Below are 12,797 nucleotides of genomic sequence, written 5' to 3' on the forward strand. Positions count from 1 at the left end.
AAGCTGCACTATGCTTTTGAGGTAACTATCAACACAAATGGTTTTTCATGATACGCAACTTACTCTTTAGCCTAGTTTTTCTATCTCTGCCCAGCGTGGCCTTTCAAGCCATTCACTTAGGCACTCAAGACCGCCCTCCTTATACATGGCCAGAAGATGGCAAACCCGCAGGCCCCTTCGATAAAGTCGTCGTTTGCGCATTAGAAAACATGGGCGTGGATTACGGCATCGACTTTTTACCTTGGGCACGAGCCCAATCAATGACTCAACGAGGCCAACTCGATGGCTTTTACGCAGGCTCTCAAAATGCTGAACGCGACAGTTACGCCGTAGCCAGCCGCTTTATTGGCAAACAAAACTGGGCTTATTTCTATTTGGCAGATGTAATTGACCAGCCAATTGATGATGAATACTTAAAGAGCGCACGTGTGGGGGCTTATTTAGGCTCAAACATGGCGCAATGGTTAAAAAGAAAAGGCGTAAAAGTGGCCTACCGACCGGTTGAACCTGAAATGCTGCTCGAAGGGTTAATTCGTGATCGCGCTGATATTATTTTAGCTAACGAAGCAGCGATGCTAAAACTCACCGAGAAAACCAATCGTAGCGCCTATATCGACAGCCAAGTCGTAGTGAGCAAACCTATTGCTGTCTATTTTGGCAACGCCTACTTAAGTGAAAACCCAGGCTTTATCGAAGCGTTTAATCAGGCTGCAAGCCAATGCCTGCCGGAAGAATCGCTAATCATTTATACCGAATGATTAGAAGCAATACTCAATGCACTGCAAAACAGTTTTCAGATGGAAAGGAGTTAGATCAAAGAGTCTAATCATAGGTATTAGATCAGAGACAGGCTAATCAACTAACCCATACTCTCACCCGACTTTTTTGCAGCGCTTATTATCGTTCCAAGGCTTAAACGCCGTTCAGTAATCTTACCTGCAAGCAAAATAAATAGTCCCCTGAAGAGACTTCAAGGGATTAAATCGTGTTCCAAGAGCCAAATGTATTCAAGCTAAGCTATTAACGTCAAACTTTAGCCATCATAGCTTAAACAGTTAGCTGTCTTAGTGCGCTTTACACTGAGTGAAAACGGCTTTGCTCAAACCTTCATCAGCTTGTTTAACAGTATCTGCGCACATTGTTTCAGTGAACGCTAATGTATCGTTAAAGTTGTAAGCAATTTGAGCGCGAGTGTCGTAGTTAGTGAACAAGAACTCACCGTTGTCGTGGTTGTATACAAACTGAGTCCAAGTGGCGTAAGTTTCGCCGTTTACAGGGTCGATAAGATCTTGTGGTACTAGGTTACCTGCGTTGTAAGTGCTTAGCAGTTTGCCGCGAGTTTGTGCCCAGCTAGCATCTTCTTTGAACTCAATGTGAGAAGTATGGAATAAACCACGCAGGTTGCGGTCTGCAGAGCTGATTGAACTAGGGATATCTTTTGCTTCAAGGTCTCTTAGGTTAACCTTAGCAACGTAGTCACGGTGATGCTGTTGTAGGGGCGCGTTTGCCATGATGCGAAGATCAGACTTAGTGTCACCACGATGAACAAGCATTTCACCACCTTCATTTAGCTGCAGTAATGCAATGTCGCCAGACTTATCTTGGATAGAAATATGCAGCCCGTGCTGTGCACCATGTAAACCGTCGGCCCAAGCGATTTGCCATTGGTTGTTGTTGAAGGCTTTAACGGCTTCTTCAGTAGTTGCGTAAGACTCTGTAATGAAGCGAATCACATCAAGGAAGCTAACAGCTGGTGCGCCAGTGTCTTTGTAATCTTTAATGAATGCCTGTGAGTCCGCCATGTAAAGTAAAGAAGCAGCTAGACCTTCAGAGTTGATGGCGTCAGATGCCACACCATGGAATACATCCCACTCCATTTGAGCAACAGCGTGGTACTTAGTCGTCCAAGCCATTGCGTTCTTGTAGCTTGGCGTTTCTGAAGCGTTTTTTATGCCTACCGGGTTTACTTGCGCTACGTTGCCTAGCTGGTCTCCCCAATCAAGAGAGCGAACTGTAGATACACCATGAGGCGTATCAAGAGTAAAGCGCGAACATGCGTTAGCTGTACCAGCAACTGTTGCGATTGAAGCCGCTGCGATTGCAACTACTGCGATTTTGTTTAAATTGAATGATTTCATAGTAATGCTCTCTCAAGTTTTGGGGGAATACCCTTCTCTGTATGAGTCTATTATTGCTACTATTACCAAATAACCAAGCCGCTTAGACTAGGGGACTCCCCTACAAACTAGGAAATCGTATGGCAGCATCTTTAGATCAACTACGTGCTTTTGTCGCAACTGCAGATAACAAAGGGATGGCTCAGGCTGCGCGGCAGCTAGGTAAACATGTCTCTACGGTACGAGAACAAATTAATAACCTTGAGATAGATACCGGATTAGATTTGTTCATTAGGCACGCGCGCTCGCTAGAAGTGACACCTCAAGGAGAACAGCTTTATAAATCTGCAATTGCCATGCTCAAAGAGGCAGCACTTTTTGATGCCAACGTTGACAGTATTTTGCAAGGCGTACCAGATAAGCTAACCATCGCGATTGATAGCGGGCTAATCGATACCGAATTGGACATGCTTATTGCTAAGTTGGTGACCAACTACCCTCATATGTCATTGAAGATACTTACCAACGACACAATGCAAATAAAAAGCTGGCTGACCTCAGGCGTTGTTGATATTGGCCTACTTTATAACACTGTCTATTTGCAGGATGAGCTAGCATCCGAGACGGCCTACTCATTTGGTGTTTGTCGAATAACGCCAACACAATGGCAGCTCCCCAAAGAGATAAATGAAGACGCACTAAAAGACCAATTGCAGCTAAGTCTATCTTTTTTAAGCGACATAGGAATGAGGGATGCTGATGTCACAAGCCATAGATACATGCTGTGCAATAACAGCACACAAATTCTGAATTTAGTTAAAGCAGGCGTTGGCTGGGCTTACTTACCAAGGTTTGTATGTATAAAGTCGCTAGAAAATAAAGAGGTTAATCTGTACCAAGCAAATGATGATGCTATCTCCAATTGGGCTACCAACTTAGTATGGCCAAAAGAAAAAGCACTCAACCCCGCCATGCAGATGTTTATACAGGGTGTACGAGGCTTTAAAAACCGAAACTAGGTATTAGTATTAAGTTCGCTATTGTTATATTTGAAGTGCGAATCTTTTGAGTTAAATGCGCTATGTTACTCAAGCTCTCTAAACAATTTCTAATTAGGATGCATAGGGCAAATGACCTCCCCCTAGTGTGATGAACAAGCAGGCCTAAATTTAGAAAGGACAGATAGAGCTGCCCCCTAACTTACTTTTGGACATAAACGTGTTTGAAGGCTTGTTTGTGTATAGATACTCTGGATTAGTTTAAGTATGGCTGAGCTGGATTTAACGCCAGCCATAACCGGACGCAAAAAGCACAGCGAAGCGACGCTTTTTGCGGTCCGAGTTTATGGCATTGTTAGATTTCTATATGGTGCTTAGGAATTCCTTTAAACCTGGCATGGCATAGTAGAAAACTTTGGTTGAAGTATCTTCCACAAGCCTGTCGTTATATATCACAAGCTTTCTAGGGTTCTTTTCTCCCTGAAAGGTAATGGAGATCTTAGCGGTAACAAAACCCATTACTTGGGCGTCAGCAGAAAATGGCTCAGAGCCAAAAATAAGCTTCGCAAAATCTTCGGCATCTGTTCCTGACAAGGTTTTTGTATTTGTAGTTCTAACAATCTGGTGGTTGCGTTCTACGTCGATACTTATGACATCAGAATATGGTACCTCAGTGCTTTTGGTATCTTTGATTAGCCTAATATGCATATCCGCTTCCTCCCATAGATGTGGAGTAGGTGCGGGAATAGGATTTGGCATTGTAGGGCCGGGTGTAGCCACTTGCCAGACCGAACCTTTTTCAAAGGTTATCCCTTTGCTACCACAATACGTGAAGCCCGTTCTTCCTCTCACTGCACGTTGAAGAGCATTTGCCATCATCCATAGCAATCGAGCCCCATCTGCACCTGCACCACTATGGCAAGAGTATATAGACATCATTGTGAAATTCTTAGGCCTTAACTTTTGAAGCTCTGGCCCCCAATTACTTTGGTTCCACGTTAGTATGTATTTGTTTATATCGAACGAACCATTTTGCCCAACGCCTGTTTCTAAAAGACCTTCATTTCCATGGCCGCCAATATTAAGATTGCCAGCACCTTTTAATATTTCGGCATCTTCCTTTGTATAACCCTCAAAATCATTAGATGATCCATCCATGACTTTAAGGCGGCCTAAATAATTTGAAACCGCATGGGCCGTACTGCCATGGCGCATACAATTCCAGAAGCGTCCCGCTATGCAATTATTTGCACCATTATCAGGACCATTCGAAACTGAGTTATGGTCACCGATTCCATTTATTTCATATTCTTGATACGTGTATTTCATCATCCTCTCCTATTGCTTGTTGCTTTGGTTTAAAAATCTAACGCCGCAATAAGTGGCTAAAAATTGTGGGCTAAAATCGCGAAGCGATAGCCCGCTGTTTTTAGTCCGACTTAATTGCCTTGTGTACGCCCAGCATAGGCATGAACTAATGAGGTGAAAGTCCTCTGTAGTTGTTCTTTACTGCAAAGGTACGCCCAACCATTTTCTTGAGCTTGTTGGTATCGGGGCGCATAATGAAGGCCGCCTAAACTAAACTGCATTTTACCGTTCTTTAAATAAGCCTTAGGTTCTCCGCAAAATATATGCTTAAACGCATTGTTCGAAGTCCAAATGCTAACCCACGCCTCTAAATTTTCAACGCACACTCTGTGCCAGAAAATAACCTTATGATATTTATCAAGTTAATGGAGACTTTCTTAACAGCAAGAATAAATTTGTAAAATTAACTGACATTAGTGTTAACTAAATTTGAACTAGAAATGTTCAACAACAAAGCCACTTATATAGTTAGGCACCTAAAATAACGCTGTTAGTTTACTAGACTCGTCACCCTTAATGTGCGCTATGTCAACATCCTTTACACTTACTCGCTAGGTTTTACATACACCTATGTCTACCTGAAGTAATCTAACCTTATCTAGCGGAGCATTGGGTGTACTAACATCAACGACACTCCACTCAGGTGAACCTTCCAATGGATCTGTACTAGCGACAATTTTAGCTGGGTCATACTCCGCAAATAGTATCTTAAATACCACGGTGCCATCTATAAATGTGGCTTTGAGGGATCGGCTAAAGCGGGGTTTGGATCGTTGAATACTTGACCCAAGGTATAACTACCTAAAGCATTATAGTAACCAATAGCAAACGATCTTAATCCATTAGAACTATTTTGTATCCACGTATGCTCGTTAGCTCTCAATAACCGCTCTTTTGTGACCCCGTGGTAGGGCTCTCTTTTAGCGTTAGGACTTGTTGTCATCATAGGTACATGATACCAACGACGCTTAGTATTCTTCTGCGCAACAAAATCTACTGAGGTCATTCCAGCAAATGCATAGTTCTTAATAGCGTTTAAATAATCAAGTCGTTCTGAATCTACATGGAAATCATGCGATAGCCAGGATGCGGTAGTGTTCGGCTCAGGAGGGTCGAATCTCACAATTTCTTGGTTTTCGATTACCGGAATGCCAAGCCAATATCCTTGAGCTAATTGGAACGTTTCAACATCATCACTTATGGGCGCGTCAGAAATCTAATCAGGATACCAACCTGAACATTGCGCTATGCAACCACTCCCAGGTCCGCCAAAGCAATCGGTACTTACAGCTTGTGTTAGAGAGGGATCAGAACCGCACCCCAATAGGGCCACTGAAACCAGAATCTAGGTGAAAAATAAAGATATATTTCTTGTTAGATACATATACATATTTCCTATCCACGAGGTGCCTACACATCAACAAGAATGAAGTTTGAATTCCCATTGATACAATGTTAACCAAAGCTGTAAAAATTGCTTATGCTGCTCCTAACATCTAACACTAGTAATTAAAAACACATTCATCAATAATTGATCATATTTTCTGAATGGGTGCTGACAGGCAATAAAACTTGTTCATTCTGACTATGCAAGAGTCAATATCCAAAGCCATGAGCCCGAACTCAGCAAAAATGCATGGTAAAAAGAATCAGACTTAAAATGCTTGTGGACACAAAATTTGTTCCACTGCATTAATAATCATTCAAGCTTTACTATTCGGCCACGGGTGCCGGCAGATTCTCACAAGCTTTTTTGTTTCATAACATAGTGCAACCTGCTTACTTAAGCCCCAACAGGATTACAAAGTTAAGGCTGATTGAAAAAGCCGAGTGACCATCGCTCCAACAGCCCAACCATGACGATGTAAGTTGGTATTCACCAGGTAGGAAGCGGTTATCATTCAGTGATAACAGAGGAAGGAAACCTAATGCCTAGCCTTGTCTATAATTTGTTTTACCTCTACTTTCAATCGTCCGTATGTAAAAGACTGGTAAGGCTTGAGTTACTACAAATCTAGATATTGCTTTAGTCCATCAAATGCCAAGAACCATCAGCCTTTTGGCAATAAGTCTGCCCGTCCTGCTCATCGTAATAGCATCGTTCGTAACCGTCTGGAACTCCCCATTCGTTAGGGAGAGAATATTGTTCGTCTTTTAGTTCTTGCTTGTCGTCTAGTTCTCGTTGCTTATCTTTATTAACTTTCATGATTTGCCCCAAATAGATTTTGAATCAAAATTATAGCTACAACACGTTTCTTATTTTGCCGTCACAAAGGAAGTTTTGCAGTGGGATTTGCTTATTGGTTTAAACTCATCAAAGTTGCCATCAGGTTGTAGAGCAAACCTTTGTATGGATAGGGAGTCCAAATCTGATGGGGTCAATAACTCGGTTGAACCGTCTTTTAATAGCTTCCAAACGAGGTCCCCTTTGCTGTCTTTGGCGTGAATTCTATTAGGGCGGTCTTTTTTAATCCAGGTTAAAAGTTTATTCAAATCTCCACCATCTTGATGGATAAAGCACACGGGTACTTTAGAAACAGTATCATTAAATTGAATAGTGACTGGCTTTCCTCTCAACATCAAAGCAGATATACGAGGAATACTTGACTGTATTCCGAGTTTAGTTTTTCCATGGGGGTGATTATCGCTTATTTTGGCCTGTTGATTTACTGAATCAGTTTGTTTATTAACATACTGATATATTGCTTGGTCATCATCCTCTTTTAGGGTGAGCGCAGATTCCCCTGTGACACGTCTGACGACATAAGGCATTTCATAAACTAACTCACCAGCTTGCATAGGCAGTATTCCTTTTCTTATAAAAGTAATACCTTTTTCGCCATTCTCTGCAAACGGCACAATGTTTTTAACAACAAACTTTTCCCCTTCATACTTCAAATTTACATCTACAGTATAACTTCCGGTCAGATTAACTTGTGGAAACGGAGCTCTAAGGATAAATTCTGCTGATTGATCTGTAAGTTTAGGGAGGAGCTCTATAACGTCAAAAGTCAGGTCACTTGTAACAGTAGAAGTATTTGTTCTTTCTAACTCAACACTCGTGCTCAAGAGCTCTCCAATAAATTTATCAAGGCCCAATCCAATATTTGCTTTTGAGCGGTTAGTTAGAGCGTTTACTACATTTGCTACTTTTATATCAGACTCAATAACGCTCAAACCAGACCAGCCAGTGAAAGACCAGTCAGCATGTAGTGTTGCGATTAGATGCGCCTCTATAATTCTGTCGGCAGGCTGCATTCGGGAAGTCGCAATGGTGAAAGTGAAACGACGCTTTTGGTTGAATACAGAGAGGTCATCGATTGTTGATTTAGGTTTTTGACTGATAGGGGTAGCCAGTGCTGTGGCTAACACCGCACTATCGTCTAGTTTTTCGATATAGGCAGCCTGTCCTTTATCAGATAAGTCGAGTGCCGTTTTGCGGGTATTAGATTGTGGTGTGCTGGCCACAAACAAGCTGACCGATATAGTGTCAAATGAAGGGCCATAACCAATGAACATGTTTTCTGGGTCATGCTTTACGTAGTATTTGGGCTCAGGAGGTGAACTATTAGAGCAAGCCGAAAGCAACAGGGTTACTGCTAAAGCAGAGACATATTTCATAGAGTTACACACCGCTGTTCATTTATTGAACAATAAATGTAGTACGGTGACACTGATATATCAACAAAGCAAGATTATGTCTCACGTAAACCTAGTAAGGCCTGAGAACACCAGACACTTTCTAGGTTCCCAAACAACGGTTGTTTACATACGTAACTTGAAACTGGACAGAAGCTTGTTAGTGAAGTTATAGATGTCCAGTATCTCTCGCTCTAAAAGTCGAAACTTAATCCGAGTTCAATATAATTGTCGAAGTCTTCAGAAATGTGGTACCTAATCGTTGGTTTCACCCCCTTAATGTTGAACATGGCAGAGACTTCATGAGTGTTCATTGAACCTTTGTTGCCCCAATGCTTTGCAACATGGAACGAATGGTAATGACTAAACTCATATCCGAAGCTTAACCAGTCAGTCACCTCTTGCACGAGACCAAGGGAAGTATCAACATTAGTTTTGTGCACTGTATTGATCGGCTCGGCTTGGTCGTAACCAAGGTCAAGTGAACCATACAGCACGGTTGAGTCAGTCACGTATCCTGCGACAAAGTAACCTAACCATGGTTTGACTGAGAACTCTGAGAGTCGCCCAGGAGAGGATACATATCCAGCAATCTCATGGTAGACACTTCCGGTCAAGAATGAGTAGCCGAAGCCAAACTCTCCGTAGCCTTCTGTATCCACTTCACCGAACACTCGCCATGAATCGTTAAGATCGTAGCTTGCATTCAGTGTAGCGGTTGTATCTGAACCAAATGATATCGAAAACGTGTCCGTAATGGTGTCCAAGATCTCCGCCTGAACGTTAAAACTTAGTAGTGTGATTGCTAACAGGCGGAGTTTCATGGTTTACCGTTACTTGTTAAAGCGAGCTTGCGCTTTCGCTTTGATGTTGTTTAGTTGATCCTTACTTAGAGATTTCAGCTTGTTTAGGTCTTTGTCGCGGATGTGTACTGCTGTCTTGCGACCGTCTTCATGCTCGATAACCACGATTGTGTCAACACCGTCTAGCGTGATCTTAGTTAGTGTCGCGCCATCTAGTTCAGAACCCACTGGTCCATCTGTCACTGCAGTGTCAACGTTGATACCGTCACCGAAACCAGGAAGATTTGGATCAATTTCAGGACGTTCTACACCGTCATCTTCGAAGCCAGGTAGGTCTACAGCACCGCCTTCTGGATTCCAACCTTCTTGACCATCACCGTCAAACTCAGGGAAACCACCCTCACCGATTGGGTTACTTGGCGCTTGTGGATCAAGCTCTGGACGTTCTACACCGTCATCTTCGAAGCCAGGTAGGTCTACAGCACCGCCTTCTGGGTTCCAGCCTTCTTGACCATCACCGTCAAACTCAGGGAAACCACCCTCACCGATTGGGTTACTTGGCGCTTGTGGATCAAGCTCTGGACGTTCTACACCGTCATCTTCGAAGCCAGGTAGGTCTACAGCACCGCCTTCTGGATTCCAACCTTCTTGACCATCACCGTCAAACTCAGGGAAACCACCCTCACCGATTGGGTTACTTGGCGCTTGTGGATCAAGCTCGGGACGTTCTACACCTTCATCTTCGAAGCCTGGTAGGTCTACAGCACCGCCTTCTGGGTTCCAGCCTTCTTGACCATCACCGTCAAACTCAGGGAAACCACCCTCACCGATTGGGTTACTTGGCGCTTGTGGATCAAGCTCTGGACGCTCTACACCGTCATCTTCGAAGCCAGGCATATCGATTGCACCACCTTCTGGTCCCCAGAACTCAGGGTGTAGTGGGCCTTCGAAACCAGGTAGGTCGTTAGCACCTTCAGGGTTGAAGGTGATAGAGTCACCGTTCATACGAGTAAGAGTGTGGTTGCCATCAACATCAGTTGTCAGTGTTACTGAACCAACCCATGCACCGTTCTCATCTTTTATAACTAGGATAGCGTCGCCGTTTTCACCGTGACCACGTTCAGCTGTGTAGCCTTCTGGTAGACCAGGCTTAGATGGCAGGTCTGGATGAGCCACGTCATCAACACCACCGTCGAATTCAGGCATGTCTGGGTCAATTGTGCCGATGTCGAAGCCTGGGTAATCAGGGCCTTCAAAACCAGGGATTTCAGGAGCATCTTCACCGATTGGGTTCTCGGGCATACCCGGCTTGCTTGGCATTTCAGGTGAACCCGGAAGTTCATTACCGTCAGCGGCTTCACCACCGTTCCAATCTACTAAACCACCATCTTGGATTGGGTTCTCGGGACGTGTTGGTTTCTCTGGACGAACGTTATCTTCACCACTTGGTAGGTCAGCGATACCGTTATCACCTTCGCCCCACTCAGGAGTATTCTCACCGATTGGGTTACTTGGCGCTTGTGGATCAAGCTCTGGACGCTCTACACCGTCATCTTCAAAGCCAGGGAGGTCGATTGCTCCGCCTTCTGGTGCCCAGCCTTCAGGGTCGAGAGCATTTTCACCATCATTGCTAGATGAAGAAGAACTAAGTAATGCGATGCCTACAGCTGCAGCAGAGAAGACCCCAGCAGCGACCTTATCAGAGGTAGACATAGAAGAGCTGTTATCAACTGCCTCGTATGCCTCTAGGTCAGAAGCAGTTGCGTTGAATGATAGCGCTGCAATTACGGATGCCGCGATAATGGATTTTTTCATTATGATATTCTCGATAAAGTTAAAAGGGCGGTCTCCTATAAAGGAAAGAGACCGGAACCAAAGTGTTTAATTAGTTGGGGGGTGAACCTCGACTGATTAAGATTCACAAAGGACACTGCACCGAATGCCCTTTAGGAACTTGCTAGTCAATGCACGATACAGACAGGTGCTTTAGCGAAACTGAGGCATGTAATCCAAGTTTGCTTCAATCGTTTCATTTAAGGCCGTTTCTAGAACGGTTCCTGTCGTAACGAGTGGGTTCAAAATTAGCGCTCTGTGTGCTGCATTTCTGTCCCCAGTAACCGCAGCTTCAACGGTCAGTGTTTCAAACTCTTTCAAGACTTGAATTAGACGCAAGGTGTCTTTCGGGAAGGGAGCAACGTTTAATGGAAGTGGACCAGATTTGGTGATCATGCTGCTTACTTCGACAGTACAATCATGTGGTAGACCATCAATCGCACCATTGTTTCTCGTGTTCACATGCATGATGGTGCGTTTGTCATTGAAGATAGAGCTCATTAGTTCACAGGCAGCCTCTGAATAGTATTGGCCACCACGTTTTTCTAGCTCTTTCGGCTTTTCGTTTAATTCTGGATTGCGGTAAATATCAAACAATCGATTTTCCATGGCTTTAACGACTTCACCGCGAGTACCTGCGCCACTCGCCTCTTCCAGTTCTTGACCCATAATGTCTTCGCTGGTGTAGTAGTAACGTAAATACGCGCAGGGAATCATACCCATATTACGCAATAGTTCTGCTGGCCATTTAAACGGAGAAATATTCTGTGGTACGAGTGGATCGTTACCTGAAATCATCTCTTCCACCACATCTTGTAGCTTGTCACGGCCTTCGTGTAATACTTTACGTGCCCAAATAAAGTGATTTAGTCCCGCGACTTGTAATACAAAGTCCTGTTCATTGGCATCCAGTATTTTTGCGATGCCTTTTTGCATAATGACAGGCACATTGCACAAACCAACAGCGTTCACTTTGGTATGTTTCAAGATAGCTTCCGTTACCATGCCGGACGGATTGGTGAAGTTCAGTAGCCAAGCATCAGGGCACAGCACTTCCATTTCTCGTGCAATTTCTAAGGCAATAGGAATCGTGCGACACGCGTTTGCAAACCCACCTAATCCATTGGTTTCTTGACCAATCATTCCATACTTTAGGGAAATCCGTTCATCACGAATTCGACCTTCCAAACACCCTGCGCGGAACTGCGAACAAACAAAATCGGCACCTTCTAGGGCAGGCTTTCGCTCCAAGGTCACATGAACATCAATATGTGACATATTATTCTTAGCCAGCATACGGCGAGTCAATTCACCAATAATGCTAACTTTTTCTGCGCCATCTTCGATATCAACCAGCCATAACTCGCCAATTGGCAATTCATCATTACGCTTAATTAGACCTTCAATGAGTTCTGGAGTGTAACTTGAGCCTGCGCCAATAATGGTGATTTTTAAGTGTTTGTTCATCGTGATACCTTGCATAGATAAGATGAGTTAATTTAAAGGCATATAAAGCTTGTTTACAAACCAGTAATAACTTGTTACAAATTAGCTATTCTAATCCATAGCAAAGAGTGCACTATGAATCGAAAACTGCAAATGCTATCCAACATGTACGTCTTTGCCATCGCTGGAAAGTCTCTGAGCTTTACAAAAGCAGGAGAAGAACTGTTTATTTCACAGGGCGCAGTTAGCCAACGCATTAAATCTTTGGAAGAGCAACTTGGTTTTAGTCTGTTTGTAAGATTGACAAGAAAACTTAAGCTGACAAATGAGGGAGAACGCTTGCTGCAGGCATTGAATCAATCTTTCGATGTCATATTTTCAGAACTCGACGACATTAAATTCAACGAATTGCATGGCGAGCTATACATAGGCGTAGCACCAACGTTTGCCCAAAGGTGGATACTAGAAAGGCTTCCAGAATTTCAACAACGCTATCCTAACCTTAATATCAAACTGAGAGTAAAAGCGAGTCGCATAAACTTTCAACATGAACCTGTCGATATAGCCATTTACTACAGCAATAACGAACACCC

At 43.6% G+C, this 12,797-nt stretch carries 11 protein-coding genes; 3 read left to right on the top strand and 8 right to left on the bottom strand.

Going from position 1 to position 12,797, the window contains the following annotated elements; translation table 11 throughout:
• The first annotated feature begins 47 nt into the window (after nt 1–47).
• Nucleotides 48–758 (top strand): ABC transporter substrate-binding protein, encoded by a 711-nt coding sequence (locus tag G6R11_RS09870; RefSeq protein WP_163132908.1) that lies wholly within the window; start codon nt 48–50, stop codon nt 756–758.
• A gap of 306 nt (nt 759–1,064) precedes the next feature.
• Here G6R11_RS09870 and G6R11_RS09875 read toward each other — a convergent pair whose 3' ends face one another.
• A complete protein-coding gene (locus G6R11_RS09875) occupies nt 1,065–2,138 on the bottom strand; it encodes a linear amide C-N hydrolase (RefSeq protein WP_163132909.1) in 1,074 nt (357 codons plus the stop codon).
• 119 nt (nt 2,139–2,257) lie between these two features.
• Here G6R11_RS09875 and G6R11_RS09880 point away from each other — a divergent pair, with 119 nt between their 5' ends.
• Nucleotides 2,258–3,136, top strand: a complete 879-nt coding sequence (locus G6R11_RS09880; RefSeq protein ID WP_163132910.1) for a LysR family transcriptional regulator — start codon at nt 2,258–2,260, stop codon at nt 3,134–3,136.
• Between the two features lie 342 nt (nt 3,137–3,478).
• Here the strand turns inward: G6R11_RS09880 and G6R11_RS09885 are convergent, their stop codons facing one another.
• The 7 genes from G6R11_RS09885 to G6R11_RS09915 form a co-directional block, all read right to left on the bottom strand.
• Nucleotides 3,479–4,444 (bottom strand): hypothetical protein, encoded by a 966-nt coding sequence (locus tag G6R11_RS09885; protein ID WP_163132911.1) that lies wholly within the window; start codon nt 4,442–4,444, stop codon nt 3,479–3,481.
• Nucleotides 4,445–4,554: 110 nt separating this feature from the next.
• Complete coding sequence (locus G6R11_RS21975; RefSeq protein WP_205472737.1) at nt 4,555–4,809, bottom strand: EndoU domain-containing protein; 255 nt, start codon at nt 4,807–4,809, stop codon at nt 4,555–4,557.
• 1,700 nt (nt 4,810–6,509) lie between these two features.
• On the bottom strand, nt 6,510–6,689 hold the full coding sequence (locus G6R11_RS09895) for a hypothetical protein (protein WP_163132912.1): 180 nt from the start codon (nt 6,687–6,689) through the stop codon (nt 6,510–6,512).
• A 50-nt stretch (nt 6,690–6,739) separates the two neighbouring features.
• Nucleotides 6,740–8,104: a hypothetical protein gene (locus G6R11_RS09900; RefSeq protein WP_163132913.1), complete on the bottom strand. Its 1,365-nt coding sequence runs from the start codon at nt 8,102–8,104 to the stop codon at nt 6,740–6,742.
• Nucleotides 8,105–8,316: 212 nt separating this feature from the next.
• Nucleotides 8,317–8,946: a hypothetical protein gene (locus G6R11_RS09905; RefSeq protein WP_163132914.1), complete on the bottom strand. Its 630-nt coding sequence runs from the start codon at nt 8,944–8,946 to the stop codon at nt 8,317–8,319.
• A 9-nt stretch (nt 8,947–8,955) separates the two neighbouring features.
• A complete protein-coding gene (locus G6R11_RS09910; RefSeq protein ID WP_163132915.1) occupies nt 8,956–10,740 on the bottom strand; it encodes a hypothetical protein in 1,785 nt (594 codons plus the stop codon).
• 171 nt (nt 10,741–10,911) lie between these two features.
• Nucleotides 10,912–12,225 carry a 6-phospho-beta-glucosidase gene (locus G6R11_RS09915; RefSeq protein WP_163132916.1) on the bottom strand — a complete coding sequence of 438 codons (1,314 nt, stop codon included), beginning with the start codon at nt 12,223–12,225 and terminating at the stop codon, nt 10,912–10,914.
• A 114-nt stretch (nt 12,226–12,339) separates the two neighbouring features.
• Between G6R11_RS09915 and G6R11_RS09920 the strand changes: the two genes are divergently transcribed.
• The coding region (locus tag G6R11_RS09920) for a LysR family transcriptional regulator (protein ID WP_163132917.1) at nt 12,340–12,797 on the top strand (458 nt) is incomplete at its 3' end.

The organism is Agarivorans sp. Alg241-V36 (assembly GCF_900537085.1).
In the GTDB taxonomy this organism is placed as follows: domain Bacteria; phylum Pseudomonadota; class Gammaproteobacteria; order Enterobacterales; family Celerinatantimonadaceae; genus Agarivorans.

Coding starts and splice junctions, on each gene's coding strand:
- G6R11_RS09870 (WP_163132908.1), top strand. CDS start 48: ATGATACGCAACTTACTCTTTAGCCTAGTTTTTCTATCTCTGCCCAGC.
- G6R11_RS09875 (WP_163132909.1), bottom strand. CDS start 2,138: ATGAAATCATTCAATTTAAACAAAATCGCAGTAGTTGCAATCGCAGCG.
- G6R11_RS09880 (WP_163132910.1), top strand. CDS start 2,258: ATGGCAGCATCTTTAGATCAACTACGTGCTTTTGTCGCAACTGCAGAT.
- G6R11_RS09885 (WP_163132911.1), bottom strand. CDS start 4,444: ATGAAATACACGTATCAAGAATATGAAATAAATGGAATCGGTGACCAT.
- G6R11_RS09895 (WP_163132912.1), bottom strand. CDS start 6,689: ATGAAAGTTAATAAAGATAAGCAACGAGAACTAGACGACAAGCAAGAA.
- G6R11_RS09900 (WP_163132913.1), bottom strand. CDS start 8,104: ATGAAATATGTCTCTGCTTTAGCAGTAACCCTGTTGCTTTCGGCTTGC.
- G6R11_RS09905 (WP_163132914.1), bottom strand. CDS start 8,946: ATGAAACTCCGCCTGTTAGCAATCACACTACTAAGTTTTAACGTTCAG.
- G6R11_RS09910 (WP_163132915.1), bottom strand. CDS start 10,740: ATGAAAAAATCCATTATCGCGGCATCCGTAATTGCAGCGCTATCATTC.
- G6R11_RS09915 (WP_163132916.1), bottom strand. CDS start 12,225: ATGAACAAACACTTAAAAATCACCATTATTGGCGCAGGCTCAAGTTAC.